General features: G+C 70.3%; 16 protein-coding genes and 1 tRNA gene. 6 read left to right on the top strand and 11 right to left on the bottom strand.

Annotation, left to right across the window (positions count from 1 at the left end):
• Positions 1-3: 3 nt before the first annotated feature.
• Entirely contained in the window at positions 4-2,133 is a 2,130-nt protein-coding gene (locus QQX04_RS05400; protein ID WP_301126988.1) for an alpha-galactosidase, read from the top strand.
• A gap of 50 nt (positions 2,134-2,183) precedes the next feature.
• Positions 2,184-3,338 carry an ROK family transcriptional regulator gene (locus QQX04_RS05395; protein WP_301126986.1) on the top strand — a complete coding sequence of 385 codons (1,155 nt, stop codon included), beginning with the start codon at positions 2,184-2,186 and terminating at the stop codon, positions 3,336-3,338.
• Positions 3,339-3,364: 26 nt separating this feature from the next.
• Here QQX04_RS05395 and QQX04_RS05390 read toward each other — a convergent pair whose 3' ends face one another.
• Complete coding sequence (locus tag QQX04_RS05390; RefSeq protein ID WP_301126985.1) at positions 3,365-4,126, bottom strand: SGNH/GDSL hydrolase family protein; 762 nt, start codon at positions 4,124-4,126, stop codon at positions 3,365-3,367.
• 21 nt (positions 4,127-4,147) lie between these two features.
• Complete coding sequence (locus QQX04_RS05385; protein WP_301126984.1) at positions 4,148-4,615, bottom strand: MarR family winged helix-turn-helix transcriptional regulator; 468 nt, start codon at positions 4,613-4,615, stop codon at positions 4,148-4,150.
• An 88-nt stretch (positions 4,616-4,703) separates the two neighbouring features.
• Between QQX04_RS05385 and QQX04_RS05380 the strand changes: the two genes are divergently transcribed.
• The 4 genes from QQX04_RS05380 to QQX04_RS05365 all read left to right on the top strand — a co-directional run bounded on the left by QQX04_RS05380 (position 4,704) and on the right by QQX04_RS05365 (position 8,256).
• Positions 4,704-5,954 carry a multidrug effflux MFS transporter gene (locus QQX04_RS05380; protein WP_301126982.1) on the top strand — a complete coding sequence of 417 codons (1,251 nt, stop codon included), beginning with the start codon at positions 4,704-4,706 and terminating at the stop codon, positions 5,952-5,954.
• The gene (locus tag QQX04_RS05375) at positions 5,951-6,802 is read left to right on the top strand and encodes an HAD-IIB family hydrolase (protein WP_301126981.1); all 852 of its coding nucleotides are present in this window, start codon (positions 5,951-5,953) and stop codon (positions 6,800-6,802) included. Before QQX04_RS05380 ends, QQX04_RS05375 begins: the two co-directional genes overlap by 4 nt.
• 71 nt (positions 6,803-6,873) lie before the next feature.
• Entirely contained in the window at positions 6,874-7,776 is a 903-nt protein-coding gene (locus QQX04_RS05370; RefSeq protein ID WP_301126979.1) for an aldose 1-epimerase family protein, read from the top strand.
• A 114-nt stretch (positions 7,777-7,890) separates the two neighbouring features.
• Positions 7,891-8,256 carry a DUF2255 family protein gene (locus tag QQX04_RS05365; protein ID WP_301126978.1) on the top strand — a complete coding sequence of 122 codons (366 nt, stop codon included), beginning with the start codon at positions 7,891-7,893 and terminating at the stop codon, positions 8,254-8,256.
• Positions 8,257-8,492: 236 nt separating this feature from the next.
• Here the strand turns inward: QQX04_RS05365 and QQX04_RS05360 are convergent.
• The 9 genes from QQX04_RS05360 to QQX04_RS05320 all read right to left on the bottom strand — a co-directional run bounded on the left by QQX04_RS05360 (position 8,493) and on the right by QQX04_RS05320 (position 17,289).
• Positions 8,493-8,565, bottom strand: a tRNA-Ala gene (locus tag QQX04_RS05360).
• A gap of 64 nt (positions 8,566-8,629) precedes the next feature.
• Positions 8,630-9,271 (bottom strand): histidine phosphatase family protein, encoded by a 642-nt coding sequence (locus QQX04_RS05355; protein ID WP_301126977.1) that lies wholly within the window; start codon positions 9,269-9,271, stop codon positions 8,630-8,632.
• A gap of 1 nt (position 9,272) precedes the next feature.
• Entirely contained in the window at positions 9,273-9,899 is a 627-nt protein-coding gene (locus QQX04_RS05350; protein WP_301126976.1) for a histidine phosphatase family protein, read from the bottom strand.
• Complete coding sequence (rsfS, locus tag QQX04_RS05345; protein ID WP_301126974.1) at positions 9,896-10,258, bottom strand: ribosome silencing factor; 363 nt, start codon at positions 10,256-10,258, stop codon at positions 9,896-9,898. Before rsfS ends, QQX04_RS05350 begins: the two co-directional genes overlap by 4 nt.
• Positions 10,255-12,255 carry a hypothetical protein gene (locus QQX04_RS05340; protein ID WP_301126972.1) on the bottom strand — a complete coding sequence of 667 codons (2,001 nt, stop codon included), beginning with the start codon at positions 12,253-12,255 and terminating at the stop codon, positions 10,255-10,257. Before QQX04_RS05340 ends, rsfS begins: the two co-directional genes overlap by 4 nt.
• Positions 12,248-12,838 (bottom strand): nicotinate-nucleotide adenylyltransferase, encoded by a 591-nt coding sequence (gene nadD, locus QQX04_RS05335; protein WP_301126971.1) that lies wholly within the window; start codon positions 12,836-12,838, stop codon positions 12,248-12,250. The genes QQX04_RS05340 and nadD overlap by 8 nt, the downstream gene beginning before the upstream one ends.
• Positions 12,839-12,840: 2 nt before the next feature.
• Positions 12,841-12,987, bottom strand: coding sequence for a hypothetical protein (locus QQX04_RS05330; RefSeq protein ID WP_301126969.1), 147 nt, complete (start codon positions 12,985-12,987; stop codon positions 12,841-12,843).
• A 75-nt stretch (positions 12,988-13,062) separates the two neighbouring features.
• The gene (locus QQX04_RS05325) at positions 13,063-15,816 is read right to left on the bottom strand and encodes a cation-translocating P-type ATPase (protein ID WP_301126967.1); all 2,754 of its coding nucleotides are present in this window, start codon (positions 15,814-15,816) and stop codon (positions 13,063-13,065) included.
• Between the two features lie 186 nt (positions 15,817-16,002).
• Positions 16,003-17,289: a glutamate-5-semialdehyde dehydrogenase gene (locus tag QQX04_RS05320; RefSeq protein ID WP_301126965.1), complete on the bottom strand. Its 1,287-nt coding sequence runs from the start codon at positions 17,287-17,289 to the stop codon at positions 16,003-16,005.
• Positions 17,290-17,446: the final 157 nt, after the last annotated feature.

The following is a 17,446-nucleotide window of genomic DNA, read 5'->3' as shown; positions in this document are numbered from 1 at the left end:
CTCATGGCCCACCCCACCAGCGCCGCGCCCCTCGTCGCGACCCTCACCGCCGCCGATGTCGAGGTCGTGATCGACGCGTCCACCGGCCAGCTCGTCATCGCCCACTGGGGCGCACCGCTCGGCCACCTCGACCATGACGCGCTTCAGGCGCTCACCGACTCGGGCGTCCCCCACAGCGACCTCGACGAGTCCGCGGTACCCGGGCTCATGCGGGAGAGCGCACGAGGGCTCACCTGCACCCCCGCGCTCCGAGGGCATCGGGGCCGCACCGGCTTCTCCCCGCTCTTCACCGTCGACTCCCTCGTCCAGAACGGGTCGCGCTGCCTCGCCGTGCTCGTCGACGAGGCCCTGCAGCTGACGCTCTCATGGACCTTCACGCTGACGCCGGAAGGCGTCCTTCTGGTGGACGCGTCCGTCCGCAACGACGGCACCGACGACTACACGCTCGACGCACTGGACGTCTGGATGCCGGTGCCGGAGCGAGCCGACGAGACCCTCGACTTCACTGGCCGGTGGCTCAAGGAGCGCCAGCCCCAGCGACTGCCCTTCGCTCCCGGCCTGCGCGTGCGCGAAGGCCGTGAGGGACGCTCCGGCCACGACCACACGATCGTGCAGTGCGCGCTCACCTCACGTACGGGCACCGAGTCCGGCGAGGCCTGGGCTCTCGGCCTCCTCTGGAGCGGAGGATGCAGGCATCTCGCCGAGCGCGACACCGCCGGACGCGGCGCCCTCGCCGCAGGAGAGCTCATCGAGCCCGGCGAGCAGGTCCTCGCCGCCGGGCAGGTGTACCGCACGCCCACCGTCGCCGCCTTCTACTCCGCTGAGGGCCTCGACGGCATCAGCGCCCGCTCCCACGCCTGGCTGCGCTCACGGCCGACCCATCCCTCCTCGCCTCGTCCTGTGACCCTGAACGTCTGGGAGGCTGTCTACTTCGACCACGATCTCGACAGGCTGCTCGCCCTGGCCGAACGCGCCGCCTCCGTCGGCGTGGAGAGGTTCGTGCTGGACGACGGCTGGTTCGGCTCGCGGCGCGACGACTGGTCGGGCCTCGGCGACTGGTGGGTCTCTCCCGACGCGTGGCCGACGGGCCTCGCTCCCCTGGTCTCCCGGGTCAAGGAGCTCGGCATGCAGTTCGGCCTGTGGTTCGAGGGCGAGATGGTGAACCCCGACTCGGACCTCTACCGCGCGCACCCCGACTGGATCCTCCAGGTCCCTGGCAGGACCCCGCCGCTCGCGCGACACCAGCTGGTGCTCGACCTCGCCAACCCGGACGCCTACGCACACGTCCTCGAGCAGGTGCACGCCGTCGTGTCCGCCGAAGGCGTGGACTACATCAAGTGGGACCACAACCGTTTCCTCACCGACCCCGCGCACCTGGGCGTCGCTGCAGTGAGGCGACAGACCGAGGCCATCTACTCCCTCTTCGACGAGCTCCGTCGCCGCAACCCCGGCCTCGAGATCGAGTCCTGCGCCTCCGGTGGCGGACGCATCGACCTCGGCATGGCGATGCACGCCGACCGCTTCTGGACCTCGGACCAAAACGACGCGCTCGAACGTCAGCAGATCCAGCGCTGGACCACGCTCGTCATCCCCCCGGAGATGCTCGGCACCCACATCGGCCCCACCGACTCCCACGGCACGGGACGACGCCACAGCATCCAGATGCGCGCCGTCACCGCGCTGTTCGGCCACGCGGGCATCGAGTGGAACCTGCTCGAGGCGACGGACGACGAGCTCGAGGCGCTGCGTCGGTGGACGGCGCTGTACCGCGACCGGCGTGACCTCCTCCACCGCGGCCGGGGCGTCCGCGTCGAGCACCCGGACCCGAGCGCGCTCGTGCACGGCGTCGTCGCCCAGGACAGGTCCGAGGCGCTGTTCGCCTACGTGCAGTGCACCACGACGCCCGCGAACCGTCCCGCCGCGTTCCGCCTCCCGGGGCTCGACCCCGACTCGAGGTACGAGATCCGACTCGAGGACCTGGGCGGTGCCGCCACGGTGCAGAGGCGCGAACCGGCCTGGATCGAGCGATCCGTCACCGCCACGGGTGCAGCGCTCGCCAGCGTCGGCCTCCACCCGCCGATCCTGTGGCCGGAGGAGGCGATCCTGGTCTCCCTCACTCGAGTCGACGCCTGATCTCGCGCGCGGAGGCCTGTGGCATGCTTGGCGCCAGACGAGGAGGAGCGATGACCGCACCGGTCGACGGTTCGTACGGCAGCGACATGTCGCTCGCCGCGCTCACCAGCATCCTGATGCATGGTCCCGTGTCTCGGACCGAGCTGACGGCGCGGCTCGGAGGCTCGCAGCCCACGATGACGCGCGCCGTCAAGCCGCTGCTCGACCGAGGCCTGGTGCTCGAGACCGAGGACCAGCTCGAGGGCCCCGGCCGCCCCTCACGCCCTCTCGTCGGCTCCCCCGGCGCCCAGCGCTTCGTCGGCGTGAAGGTCACGGGAGACGAAGTTTTCGCCGTCTCCACCGACCTCCTCGCCCAGGAGATCGCCCACACCACCATGGCGCTGCGCAGCCACGACCCGGTCGATGTCGCCGCGACGATCGCGGAGGCGGTCCACGCGCTCGCGAGCGCGGAGGAGCTGGAGTGCGTCGGCGTGGCGCTCGGAGGCTCGGCGGTCGACGGCCGGACGGTCACCCGTGCACCGTTCCTCGACTGGCGGGACGTGCCGCTCGCCGACATGCTCGAACCGCTGGTCGCGGTCCCCGTCGTCGTGGACAACGACATCACGGCGCTGACAGCCGGCGAGCACTGGTTCGGCGTCGCGCGGGGCGAACGCGACTTCGCGGTCGTGACGATCGGCGCGGGCGTGGGCCTGGGGCTCGTCCGTGACGACAGGGTGGTGCGCACCCACGACATGGGCCTGGGAACCGCCGGCCATGTGCCGCTGGATCCCACCGGCCCGCGCTGCTTCCTGGGCCACCGAGGCTGCTCGACCGCCATGCTCACGATCCCCAGCATCGAGGCGCAGGCGTCCGTGGCCCTCCACCGTGACCTCACCTTCGACGAGATCGTCGCTCTTGCCCGGGAGGGCGAGCCTGTCGCCCTCGACATCCTCACGGCGGCGGGAACGTCGCTCGGCCGCCTGATCGCGATGGTGGCGAACATCGCGATGGTCGACGTGATCGTCATCAGCGGTGACGGTCTCGCCGTCCGCGACATCGCCGAGGAGGCGCTGCTCACGCAGCTCGCCGCCGAGAGGGACCCGGAGGCGACGCCTCTGGACCTGAGGATCGATCCGGAGGGCTTCACCCGCTGGGCTCGCGGTGCCGCGACCGTCGCGATCCAGTGGTCGCTGCCCCGGCTGCTCGCCGCACCTGCGGCACGCTGACCTCAGCCCGGGGGCTTCGCGTCAGCTCAGCCCATCGACGCAGGCACCGGCGCCCAGTCCGCATGCTTGGGCACGCGTCCGTCTCCTGAGGATCTGCCGGTGAGGCGCCTCCCGATCCACGGCAGCACGTGACGGCGCGCATACCGGAGCTCTGCCGCAAGTCCAGGTCTCCCCGGATCCGGATCGAGCGCGGACGGGAGCTCCGTCTCGACTCCCAGGTGGCCGAGGACGCGTGCGGCGATGCGCGAGTGTCCCAGCTCGTTGAGGTGCAGCCGGTCGTCCGCCCAGTAGGCGGGGCGTCGCATCTCGTCGTCGGTGAGGTTGTCGATCAGGCTCGCATGCGCGAGAGGCTCCACGAGCTCTCCGACCAGGTCGGTGAACTCGCGAGCGCGCCCGAACATCGCGTCGGCGCGCGGCATGAGGGACGACGGCGGCGCACCGGTGAGGATGATGAGGCGCACCCCCTCCTCGCCCGACCTGTCGACCATGCGGCGGGTCAGCTCCATCATCCGGTTGAGGTCCCAGCCCGGGCGGAGCATGTCGTTCCCGCCCCCGTCCACCGTGATGAGGTCAGGCTGCGGGCTCAGCGCGAGCGCCGCGTCGATCTGCTCGGTCGCGATCGGCGCGAGCAGACGTCCCCGGATGGCGAGGTTCGCGTAGTGGACGGTCTCGTCTGATGCAGCCGCGAGGCCCAGGGCGACCATGTCGGCCCAGCCGCGTACCTCGCCCCCGTCGACCTCGTCTCCTACACCTTCTGTGAAGCTGTCACCGATTGCCGCGTAATGCATGAGGGTCACAATATCGCCGTGTCAGGCGTCCGCGGTGCCTGTGCAGGCGGTCGCGAGGGCGTGGTCGAGCGACTCGAGAAGCTGCGTCGCTGCAGACGCGGCTGCGGCGTCTTCGACGTGTGGGGCGAGAATGTCGCGCCAGTGGTCCCGGAGCGCGAGCAGATTGCTGTGCGCCGTCGCGGTCGCCCACAACTCGATCCGGCGCGCGTCGTCGGCGGCCTTGCGGCGTTCGACCATGCCGTGACGCTCAAGCGACCGAAGCGCGGCGCTGGCGTTGCTCGGGCGCAGGCCGACGGCGGTGGCCATCGCAGTGGGCGAGACGCCCGGGTTGCGGTCCACGTGGTGCATGACGAGGGTCTCGACGCCGCCGAGCTGGACGATGCCCTCGACGTCGGCCTCCGCAGCGTGCAGGCGTCGTGCGAGCAGAAGGACGTTGGCCGCGAGGTCGGCGATGTCGGCTGCACCGTCGGCGGCTGGAATGTCGGTCATGGTCGGGAGCCTCCTCGTTCTCGTCTATAGTACGATAATTATCGTTTCATAACTACTGGGGAGCGGTTCGCCGCTGAAGGAGACCTGGATGAGCACCACGACCGAGCACTCGACGCAGCCCGACGCACCCACCTCACAGCACCGCAACGCGACCATCACCGCCGGACTGCTGGGCGCCCTCGCGCTGCTCTCGGCCCTCACGCCCCTCTCGATGGACCTCTACCTGCCTGCCTTCCCCTCGATGGCCGTGGACCTCACCACCACGTCCACCGCGATCCAGCTCTCCCTCACCGCATTCATGGTCGGCGCAGGCGTCGGACAGGTCGCCTTCGGCATCCTCTCCGACCGACACGGACGCCGCATCCCCCTGATCGTGGGCACTGCGCTGTTCCTCGTCACCTCCATCGCCGCCGCCGTCGCGCCGTCAGTCGGAGCGCTCATCGCCCTGCGCCTCCTCCAGGGCTTCGGAGGCGCCGCCGGAATGGTCATCGGCCGCGCGATCATCGCGGACCGCGCCACCGGAGCTGCCGCCGCCCGCGCCCAGACCCTGCTGATGCTCGTCGGCGGTGCCGCGCCGGTCGTCGCGCCGCTCCTCGGCTCCTTCCTTACCGAGGCTCTCGGCTGGAGGGGGCTGCTCGGCACCCTCGCCATCATCGGCGCCGCCGCCATCGTCGCGGTCCTCACGATCGTGCCCGAGACCCGCCCCACCCGGACCGACGCTCCGCGCCCGCGCCTCAGCACCGAGGTCGGACAGTCGCTCGCGTCCCTGCGCAACCGTCGCTACGTCGGCTACACCCTTGCCTTCGCGTTCGCCTTCGCCGTGATGATGGCCTACATCTCCGCCTCTCCCTTCCTCTATCAGGAGATGATCGGACTCAGCACGATCGGCTACGGACTCGCATTCGGACTCAACGCACTGTTCATCATGGTCGCGAGCGCGATCTCCGCTCGACTCGCGCACAGCGTCGCCCCCGTGCGGCTCGCGACCATCGGCCTGTCGATCTCGCTCGCGGCCACCGCAGTGCTCGGCGCCCTCGTGCTCGCAGGCACGCCTGCATGGTCGCTCGCCCTGCCGCTCCCGATCGCCATCGGCGCGCTCGGCCTCGTGTTCGGCACGACGACCGCGATGGCGCTCGACTCCGCACGGAACGCGCCTGGCATGGCGTCTGCCGCACTCGGACTCGGCCAGTTCATCCTCGCGGGCGCAGTCGCCCCGCTGGTGAGCGTCGGCGGCGCCCTGAGCGCCGGTCCGATGGCCGTCGTGATGATCGTCTCCGCACTCGTCGCCCTCGGGAGCCTGCACTGGGCCGGCCGCGGAGCCGTTACCCTCGACAAGTGACCGATACGTCTGCAGCATCCGACCGCAAGGCCATCTTCCTCGACATCGACGGCACCTACGCCCATCGCGGCACGGTCCCCGAGGCCCACAAGGAGGCAGTGCGCGCGGCACGCGCCGCGGGAAACCTCGTGTTCCTGTGCACGGGGCGTCCGCAGTCGCTCATCTTCGAGCAGATGACCGAGGCCGGCTTCGACGGAATCGTCGCCGCGGCGGGTGGTCACGTGAGGATCGGCGAGGAGACGCTGCTGGATCTGCGCTTCCCCGAGGATCTCGCTGCACGCACCATCGCCGCGCTCGACGCCCACGACGCCGTCTACTGGCTCGAGACTCCCGAGGCGACCTACGCGCGCCAGCCGACTCTCGACCGTGTCGACGACCACCTGCCGGCCCACATGAAGCAGCACGACACGAATGGTCGGGCCCGTGCGCAGGTGCTCGAGCACCTCACGATCCTCTCCGACCTCTCGGACGTCCGCGTCGGCAAGATCACGATCATGCACGCCGACGTGCCGCTGACCGAGATCGCTGCCGAGGTGGGGCCCGACCTCGCCTCGATCAGCAGCTCGATCCCCGGCATGGGCGACCGCGCAGGCGAGCTCTACATGGCCGACGTCCACAAGGCCACGGGGATCGCCGCGGTCATCGCCCACCTGGGCATGACCCGGGAGGATGTGCTCGCCTTCGGCGACGGGCCCAACGACATCGAGATGCTCGACTTCGCCGGGATCGGGGTCGCCATCGAGGGCTCCGCCCCCGAGCTCCTCGCCGTCGCTGACCGCACGTGCGCAGGCCCTGAGGAGGCCGGACTGGCCACCGCGTTCGCCGAGCTGGGACTGCTGACCCGCTGAGAGCGGACATTGCCGCAGGACACGCCTCGGCCCGCTCGCACGTCCTGGTCCGACAGCGGTAGCGTCGAGGCATGACACCGAGGTCCGGCCAGCAGATCACCCTCTCCCACGGCGACAAGGTCGCCACGATCGCCACCGTCGGCGCGGCGCTGCGCGAGCACACCGTCGCAGGACGCAACGTGGTGCTCCCCTATGGCGCCGAGGAGATCCCGCCGGCCTTCCACGGCATGGTGCTCGCGCCCTGGCCCAACCGCCTGCAAGACGGCAGATACAGCTTCGACGGCAAGGACCTGCAGGTCGCCGTCTCGGAGCCCGCCCGAGGCACCGCCCTGCACGGGCTCGTCTCGTGGGAACGCTGGGAGGTGGACAGCGTCAGCCCCAGTGCGGTGACCCTCGGCCTCGAGCTCCCGGCCAGCCCCGGCTACCCGTTCCAGCTGACGCTCACCACCACGTACGCGCTCGCCGAGGACGGGCTCACCGTGACTACGGTCGCGCGCAACGAAGGCCCAGAGGCGCTGCCCTACGGCGTCGGCTTCCACCCGTGGTTCTCCCCCGGCGACGGCCCGCTCGACGGCTGCACCCTGCAGCTCGACGCCGCCTCGCGTGTCACCGTCGACGAACGACTGCTCCCCACCGGCGTCGTCCCGGTCGACGGCAACTTCGACCTGCGCACCCCGACCTCGCTCGCCGGGGTCGCCTTCGACGACGCGTGGGTCGACCCGATCCTCGACGACGACCGCCGCTCCTGGTCCCGCCTCACCGCGGCCGACGGCGCCGTCACCGAGATCTGGGCCGACTCCGAGGTCACGGCATGGCAGATCTGCACAGGCGACGAGGTGGGCGGCGTGCGCCGCGCAGGCGTCGCCATCGAGCCGATGTCATGCATCGCCGACGCCTTCCGCACCGGCGAGCGCCTGATCACGCTCGAGCCCGGCGCGTCCCACTCGCTCTCGTGGGGCATGTCGCTGCGCTGAGACCACGTCCGGCACCCGAACGAACCCCACCCTCGGCCTCGCGGCCGCCGATGGAATGCGCGCCGCCTCGGCACGCGTTTCCCCCCACGGACATCCACGTGAAAGGACGCTCGAATGACTGAATGGAACCCCGACGATCTCGCGAGCCTCGCCTCCAAGAGCGAGGTTCAGGTCGCCGGACGCCGCAAGGACGGCTCCCCCCGCACCCTCGTCACGATCTGGCAGGTCGTCGTCGACGATCAGGTCTACGTGCGCTCCTGGCATGGCGCTGACGGCCAGTGGTACAAGGGCGTCATGCGCCACGGCGAGGGATTCATGTCCTGGGACGGCGACCCGGCACCGGTCACCTACATCCCCGACGCAAGCCGTGACGACGAGATCGACGCGGCCTACGTCGCCAAGTACGGCAGGAACATGTACAGCGACGGAATGACGAACGCCCAGGCGCGCGCCACCACCCTGCGCGTCGAGCCGCGCTGACCCGTCTTCAGCACCGGACACGAGCCGGCATCGCACGTCTACGCCCCTGGGTAGCAGACCAGCGGTGCCGGCTCCGCCGTCTCCGCCTGCCCCCGTCCACACAAGAGGACGCGCACACGGAGCCATCACGCGACGCGCCGTCCGGTGGGCAGCGCTACCTGCGCCAGGGAGACCTGCTCAGAAACGCGAAAAGCCGCTCCGAAGAGCGGCCTTTGCGGTGCTGTCTCCACACCACGTGGAGCTGAGGGGACTCGAACCCCTGACCCCCTGCATGCCATGCAGGTGCGCTACCAGCTGCGCCACAGCCCCAAGATCTTTCGACCTGGTGCCCCGAAGGGCGAGTAAGAGCATAGCCCAGATCTGAGCCAAAGTGTTAATCGACGTCCTGCGACTCCCGGCCACGCGGCAGCCGCGCGCCAGAGGGATCGATCGCATAGCGCTCCATGGACCACGCGCCCGTGGAGGACCGCGTCATCACGTTCCAGTGCCCGTGCGGGAGCTTTCCCAGCGAGGTCGAGAGCGGCGGCAGGCCGAGCAACGTGAGGGCGCCCAGCATGAGGGCGCTGCCATGGCTGACCACCGTGACGAGGCTCCTGCCGCGGCACGCCTCCTGAAGGCAGTCAGCGACGCGCGCTCCCACGTCTCCCGACCGTCCCCATCCCTCGATGTCCGGGTCCTCACCGCGCATCCGCACCGCGTACTGCTCGGGCCACCGCTCCCGCACCTCGTCCCACGTTCGCCCTTCCCAGGCGCCGTACGAGCGCTGGGTGAGCCTCTCGTCTGCGAGGGGCTCTACGCCGGACACGACGCCGAGCTCACGTGCAGTGTCGAACGCCCTCAGCAGCGGGGACGAGAGCAGCGCGTCCGGCGCACCATACGAGGCGTGCAGATGGCGCGCAGCCGCACGCGCCTGACTGCGCCCCTCGTCGCCCAACGGCACGTCGAGGCTGCCCTGGAGGCGGCCGTCGGCGTTGTAGTCCGTACGCCCGTGCCTCAGCAGGATCAGCGTCGTCATGTCAGACCCTCACCGGCTCCGCGCCCACGTTGTGCCGGTCGAGCGACCAGCCTCCGTCGCCGGACGGGACGAGACGCGACCAGCACGAGTTCTCGAGCGTTCCCAGCGCGCGCCCGGAGACGGGCATCCTGAGCAGGCTTGCCAAGAGCATCCGACCCGCGGAGCCGTGAGAGACGAACACGAGGTCTCCTCCACCCGCCGCCTCGACCTTCGCGGACCACTCCTGCGCCGCCTCGACCGTGCGCGCGGCGAGCTCGGCGTGGGTCTCGTAGCCCTCGATGCGAGGCTCCAGCCCGGCCTTCCAGCGGTCATAGTCCTCGGGGTGGTGCACCTGGCGCAGATCCGCTTCCAGGCCCTCCCATACGCCGTACGAGCGCTCACCGATGCGAGGGTCGCGGTGGATCGCCGCGCCGATGCCCGCGAACAGGATCTCCGCAGTCTCGATGGCCCGCGACAGGTGGGACGCCACCACGGTCGGGCTCTCGCCGAGCTGCGCGAGCAGCCCGGGCGCCGCCGACGCGGCCTGCGCGCGACCCGTGTCGTTGAGCGGGATGTCGGTCGAACCCTGCAGCCGGTTAGCGAGGTTCCAGTCCGTCTGGCCGTGCCGGACGACGTAGAGGCGGGTCACTGCTCGTCGGCGAGCGGCACCACCGGACAGTCCTTCCACAGCCGCTCGAGCTCGTAGTAGGCCCTGTCCTCCTGATGCATCACGTGGACGATCACGTCGTTGAAGTCCATGAGCGCCCACCGACCCTCGCGCATGCCCTCACGGCGGATCGCCTTCGCGCCCTGATCGAGCAGGGCCTCCTCGATGCTCTCGGCGATCGCGGTGACCTGCCGCTCATTCGATCCCGACGCGATCAGGAAGATGTCCGCAAGCGGCAGGTGCTCGGAGACATCCAGCGCTACGACCTCCTCCGCCTTCTTGTCGGCCGCAGCACGAGCGGCCGCCTCCGTCAGGGAGACGGCGCGGGACGACGCCGTCACGAGCCGAGTCCAGCGAGTTGATAGACGAGCAGTCCGAGCACGAAAGCCACGGCTCCGATCACGAGGAAGTGGGCCCAGTGCATGTCTCGCGCACCGTGGCCGGGCTGAAGCTGCGGCACCTCGCGACGAGGCACCTCGATGCCGTCGGTCACAGGAGCCGCCACGTAGGGGATCTCGCCCGAGCCGTTCGCGCCCGACGCCGTGTTCGGGTGCGCCGCCTGCTCGAGCGCGCTGAGGTCCGGCAGCGGGATGTCGCTGCTCGGCACGTAGTCGTCCGGGTTGAAGCCCGCAGGCGTGGCCGGCTGCAGGTTGCCCTGCTCCCAGGAGGGAGCGACGGTTCCGGTCGCGCTCTCCGCAGGCTCCACCGCCGACTGACCGAACGGTGCGACGGGGGGCAGCACCTGCGTCGTGCTGCTGTCGCCGTGCAGGTTCACGAACGGCTGCGCCGTTGCAGGCGTCGGCGTCGCGGGCGCGTCGTGGAACAGGCCCTCCGGCAGCTCGCGGTCGTGAGGGGCCACCTCACCGCGGCTCTCCGCCATGGCCTCACCAGCGGCGCGCGCCGCGTCGTCGACAGTGTGCGAGTCGAGCGACGTCCCGGCGTTCATGAGGTTCGCCATGGCCTCGTCAGCGAGCCGTCGCATCTCCGCGGCCGGGTCCTCCGCGCGCGGCGCCTGCGTCGGCGTCGACGTCGGCGTCGGCTGAGACTGCTGGGCCTCGGGCGGAGCCACAGCGGCCTGCGGGTCCGCGGCGATCGTCTCAGCGGGTTCGTCGGCAACAGCGGGCTCCCCGGCGGCGACTGGCTCCTCAGGCTGCGCGTCCCGCGCGGGCTCAGAGTCTGCCGGCGTCGCCGTCTCGGGAAGCGGGATCGGAGTCCGCGCCACCGGGTGCTCGGCCTGAGCACGCGCGTAGGCGGCGCCCTCCTCCATCATGCGTGCCTGCGGTGAGCCCGCAGGGAACAGGTCCTTGAGGATGTCCGGGAGCGCACCTGGATCCGCTTCGGCAACGCCCGTGGGCGCGGCCGAGTCGGCCGCCGGGTCGTCGGCGGACTCCTGGCTCGCAGGCGCGTCGCCCGGGGACGCGGTGGTCGGCGCGACGGGCTCCGCCGAAGCAGCCGACTCGACATCATGAGCTCCGGGGGCCTGCTCGCCACCGTGCGTGGCCTCAGGGACGTACGACGCCTCGGCAGGGCTCGTCGCCGCCTCGGGGGTGGGGCGGCTCAGCCCGGTGAACCGCTGCCGCGAGGACTCTGCCGGCGGCGTGACCTCGGTCTCGACGACGGGCGCAGGGGCCTGCGCAGGAGGCTGCGGAAGAACTGACTCGGAGTCGGGCGTCGGCCATGCCGGAGCCTGTCCCTGCACGTCGGGCTCAGACGTCCCCGGCGCGCTCTGCGGTGCCTCGGGCGCGGCGGGCCAGGTGAAGGGCTCGCTCGTCGCGGCGGCAGGCGCGTTCGCGGGAGACGGCGACTGCGGCTCGGGCCAGGAGAACGCCGGCGCAGCGGACTGCTGCTCGCTCTGCGGCGCGGGTGAGGACATGCCGGGGGCCTGCGGGGCCGCGGGCTCTGGCGCAGGCTCGGTGTCGGCCGAGGGGGACGGGAGCGCAGTGGACAGCCGCTCCGGACCCTCGGACTCGGGCAGCTGACCGGCCGCCCGAGCGCGCTCGCGCTCGATGTCCGCACGGCTCAGCTCGCTCGAGGTCGCCTGGGCCTCGAGCGCGGCCTGCTCGGCACGCTCGCGCGCATTGCGCTCCTCGGCGGCGATCACGTCGGGCGTCATCGCCGGGAGCTGGCCGGTGGCGAGCATCTCCTCTTCGGCGGTCCACGTCTCCATGGGATGCATGGTGCGTTCGAGCGCGCGACGCTCACGCCTGCTCAACGTCCGGCCTTCGCCCCCGCGCGCCTCGGTCTCACCCGTGGCAAGGTCGTCGAACTCCGGGGCGGCGTTGCGTCGCTCACGCTCGCGCCGCTCGCGCCGCGACAGCGGCGCACCCGCGTCAGTCATCCCGTCCTCCGCTGTAGAGATCGTGCTCTTCGATGTAATCGGCAACGGCATGAGGGACGAGATACCGGATGGGTCGTCCCTCGCCGACCCGTCGCCGGACATCCGTCGAGGATACATCGAGCGCGGGAGCCTCCACCACTGCGAAAGCCCCGGATGAGTCGGTCATCACATGGCCAGGACGCGTCACGGCGACGAACGTCGCGAGCTCGAGCAGGCGATCGGCGTCCCGCCACTCGGAGAGCCGGGCGAGAGCATCCGCGCCAGCGATGAAGAACAGCCGTGCCTCGGGCTGCTGCGACTGAAGGTCCGCGAGCGTGTCGACGGTGTAGGTGGTGCCGCCCCGATCGATGTCGACCGTCGACACCTCGAGGTACGGGTCCTCAGCGACGGCGCGCCTGCACATCGCGAGACGGTGCTCGACGGGGGCATGCCCGTGAGCGTCCTTGAAGGGCTGCGCGGCGGTGGGCACCAGAAGCACCCGGTCCAGGTCCAGGGCGGCGCGCACCTCGCTTGCCGCGGCCAGATGGCCGTGGTGGATGGGGTCGAACGTCCCTCCGAGGACGCCGACGCGGAGGTCAGGCACGCTCAGTGGCGCGAACCGACGCTCCGGAACGAGTAGGTGATGAGCAGCAGTCCGACCAGCGCGCCGAACGCGAGCACGCCGATCGCGGGCGCGTTGATGCTGGACTCGTGCACGGCCTCGGCGACCGGGGCAACCTCGGTGAAGATCACGATGACTCCTTCTTCGTCGGACCTCAGTATTCCATGGACGGCCCCGGTTCCGGGATTCCTGACGCTCGGGCCGCGTCAGCGGGCGCGAGCGGGCGCGACGGTCTCCGTCACGTGCGCGGGAGCAGATGCGGCGGGCTCTCCACGGCGACGCCACCACTTGTCGGCCTCCACGACCGCGACGACCGCGAGCGACAGCGCGATGGCCGCCAGCCACTGCCCGCCGCTGAGGGAGGTCGTATCGAGCCAGCTCTGCAGGAACGGCAGCTCGGTGGCGACCACCGTGGCGATGATCGGCCAGGGAGCAAGCTTGCCGACTGCACCCCACGGACCCTTCAGCCCCGACTCGGGGTCACGCCGCAGTGCGACCCCTGTGCCCACCGTGGCGAACGACACGATGACGAAGGCCATGGTCATCGGCACCGACGCACCTCCGTCGGATGCGAGCAGGTCGTCGAGCACCAGGAGCGGCAGGAACGCAGCGATCGCCAGTGCCGTGCCGTAGAGGAACCAGCGGATGAGGGCCGCACGGCTTGCGAGCCCCTCAGACGTGTCCCTTGGGGGCCGCTTCATGAGCCCGTCAGGGGCGGGGTCGGTCATGATCATGATGACCGGGAACAGGACCACGGCGAAGTTCAGGACGAGTGTCATCACGGGAGTCAGGGCCACTCCGCCGTTCACGTTCAGCACGCTCGCGGCGAGGAACAGGACGACGAGCGCGATCAGCTGTGCCATCTGGAAGGTCAGATAGTTCGTGATCTTCCCGTAGACGATTCGCCCCAGCTTGACCGCTCTGACGAGCGTCGCGAAGTTGTCATCGGTCAGCACCAGCTTCGCGGCCTGCTTGGTGACCTCTGAGCCGCTGCCCATGGCGACACCGATGTCCGCCTGCTTGATCGCGGCCGCATCGTTGACGGCGTCGCCCGTCATCGCGACCACCTTGCCCTGGCTCTGCAGGTGCTGCACCAGCCGAAGCTTGTCCTGCGGCGTCACACGACCGAACACCGAGAGCCCGGCGAGTCTGCCGTCGAGCGTCGCGTCGTCCATGGCGGCGAGCTCCGCGCCCGAGACCGCCTCTCCCTCCAGGCCGAGCTCGCGCCCGATCGCAGCCGCCGTGACCGCGTGGTCGCCGGTGATCATCCTGACGGTGATCCCTGCCTCGTACGCCTCGGCGACCGCCTGCGCGGCCTCCGGCCTCAGCGGATCCACGATGCCGACGACCGAGACGAACGTCAGGTCTTCAATCGCGGACATGGGATCGGCCAGCGCGGCGGCCTCGTCCTTCTCGTCGATGACCTTCACCGCGAGCGCGAGCGTACGCAGCCCCTGCGACGACCGGTACTCGATCTCCTGGGTCACGTCCGCCGTCACCTGCGCGGCCGGTACTGTCTCGTGCTTGCCCCACACCGCTTCCTCGGAGCGCTTCAGCAGCACGTCCGGCGCGCCCTTGACCGCGGCTAGGAGACGACGCTGCCCCTGCCACTCGACGTGGTGGAACGTCGCCATGAACTTGTAGTCCGAATCGAACGGCACCTCGGCCTCGCGGGGGAAGCGCCGATGCGCTTCGGGCACGTCGACTCCCAGCTTCTCTGCGAGCACCACGAAGGCCGCCTCGGTCGGGTCACCGACCACAGTGCCGTCGGCGGTGACGGTGGCGTCGTTCGGCAGTGCGAGAGCGTAGGCGAGCGGTCCTCCTGGCTCCACGGGCTCCCCGTCTGCGCTCCTGATCGTGCCTTCGAACGAGTAGCCGGCGCCGTCGACGGTGAAGGTCCGTCCAGCGATCCACACGGTGCGTGCGGTCATCTGATTCATGGTGAGCGTGCCGGTCTTGTCCGAGCAGATCGCACTCGTCGCGCCGAGGGTCTCCACGTCGTTCAGCGAGGCCACGATCGCCTTGGCCGACGACAGCTGCCTCGAGCCCCACCCGAGCATGCCCTGCACGAAGGTGGGAAGACCCGTGGGGATCGCCGAGATCGCGACCGCGGTGCCGAGGAACATCAGGTCGGAGAAGGAGTCTCCCCTGCCAAGGCCCAGCAGGATGATCACCGCCACCGCACCCCACGCGACGGCGCCGATCACCTTGGTGAGCGAGCCCAGCTCCTTCTGAAGCGGCGACTGCACCCGCTCCACGGTCGAGAGCATGGTGGCGATCGCGCCCATCTCCGTGCCCATGCCGGTCTCGACGACGACTGCCGTCCCGGTGCCGCGCGTCACCGACGTGTTCTGGTACAGCATGGTGACCCGATCGCCGAGCCCTGTGGAGTCCGTCAGATCGGCGTCCGCCGCCTTCTCGACCGGGGCGCTCTCTCCGGTGAGCGCTGCCTCCTGGGCCTCCAAGGTGCTGCATCGCAGAATTCTTGCGTCGGCCGGGACGATGTCCCCCGCCTCGAGCTCGATCACGTCACCCGGGACGATCTCGACCGCCGGCACCTCGACGACCGTGCCCCCTCGCCTCACACGCACCGTCGGCACCTGCATCGTGGCAAGCGCGTCGACGCTTGCCTGAGCCTTCCGCTCCTGCGCGGCTCCAGACCACACGTTTGCCACCACGAGCAGCCCGATCATGATCGCGGTCGACGTCTCCGCGATCACAGCGGACACGATGCAGACGCCGACAAGCATCAGGTTCATGGGGTCGACGAGCTGCCTGAGCGCGAGTTGCCACACGCTCGCGGACTTCGCGGCTGTCAGCTCGTTGGGGCCGTGGTCCACGAGCCGGGTGGCGGCACCCTCCGCGGAGAGCCCGTCGGCCGTGACACCTAGTCTCGAGAGCGCTTCGTCACCGGTGAAAGTCCACCACGCAGTCCTGGATGCAGTGTCTTGCTCACTCATGACGTTCCTCGCGATAGGTGGTCTTCTCCCCATCTCGGAACCTACAGACAAGTGTCGGGTCACGCTAGAGCAGAGACGCCCACGACGTTGCGGCTGCGCTCCCCACAAGGTCGAGCCGACTGGGCCACGTGGGCCGGAGGCGAGGCGCGAACCGCCCGGCGCCGACGTACAGCGCCCCAAGCGATGTCAAGGTCGGACGTGACCGTCCCCGTAGGCGATCCACTTGGTGGTGGTGAGCTCGCCGAGGCCCATGGGGCCGCGCGCGTGGAGCTTCTGTGTAGAGATGCCGATCTCGGCGCCGAGCCCGAACTCGCCGCCGTCGGTGAAGCGGGTGGAGGCGTTGACCATGATTGCCGCGGTGTCGAGTCGGCTTGAGAAGGCCTCGGCCGCGTTGATGTCGTCAGTGACGATCGCCTCGGTGTGGCCGGTCGTGTAGCGCTGGATGTGGTCGATCGCGTCCTCGAGCGAGTCCACGACCTTCACGGCGAGGTCGAGGCTGAGGTACTCGGTGGCCCAGTCCTCCTCGGTCGCCGCGACGATGCTCACCGTCTCGGGAGCGAGCGCCGACGTGGCCTCGTCGCCGTGCAGGACGACGCTCTCTGCGGCCAGCGCCTCGAGCAGCGCAGGCATGACGCGGGCGGCGGCGTCCTTGTGCACGAGCAGCGTCTCAGCGGCGTTGCACACTCCCACGCGCTGTGCCTTGGAGTTCACAGCGATCGCGACCGCACGCTCGGTAGGGGCGGACGCGTCGATGTAGACGTGGCAGTTGCCCTCGCCGGTCTCGATCGTGGGGACGCTCGACTCCTTGACGACGGTCTGGATGAGTCCATGACCACCGCGGGGGACGAGCACGTCGACGAGTCCTCGCGCATTCATGAGCACCTTGGCGCCCTCACGACCGTAGGCGTCGATGGACTGGACGGCGTCACGAGGAAGCCCGCAGGACTCGAGCGCGCCCTGGAGCACGTCCACGATGACCTCGTTGGAGTGCTGGGCAGCGGAACCGCCGCGAAGCACCGCGGCGTTTCCTGACTTGAGGCATAGCGCGGCGGCGTCCACTGTCACGTTGGGACGTGCCTCGTAGATCATGCCGACCACGCCCATGGGCACCGACTTCTGCAGAAGACGGAGACCGTTGGGAAGCGTGGATCCGCGGCGGACCTCGCCGACCGGGTCGGGCAGGCCTGCGACGTAGCGGAGCGCTCCGGCGATGGCGGCGACGCGATCCTCGGTGAGGGTGAGGCGGTCGAGGAGACCGGAGCTCATCCCGCCGGCGCGCTCGCGCTCCACGTCGATCGCGTTCGCCTCGACGATGCGTGGCGCTTCCGAGACGAGAGCGTCCGCCATCGCGTGGAGCGCCTGGTCCTTCGCGGCACGCGTGAGCGTGGCGAGGGAGCGGGAGGCGATCTTGGCCTGACGGCAGGCGTCAAGGACGGCGGTCTCGGTGTCCACAGCGGCAACGGTGTCGGTCATGGGCCAAGTCTACGTGGCGTGTGCAGGCTCCACCGAAGGCCCGGTGGCGCCAAGGATGCGCCGACTGGACGAGCGTCTGGCGTCTGATCGTGGCGGCCTGTCCTTGCGGCCGACATGGGGATCTACCTGGGTATACGTCGAAGGGCCGCCCCACACA

It is taken from the genome of Demequina zhanjiangensis (assembly GCF_030418315.1).
GTDB classification, from domain to species: domain Bacteria; phylum Actinomycetota; class Actinomycetes; order Actinomycetales; family Demequinaceae; genus Demequina; species Demequina zhanjiangensis.
Note: the sequence above shows the minus strand (reverse complement) of the source record. Positions and strands in the feature narration are given on the sequence as shown.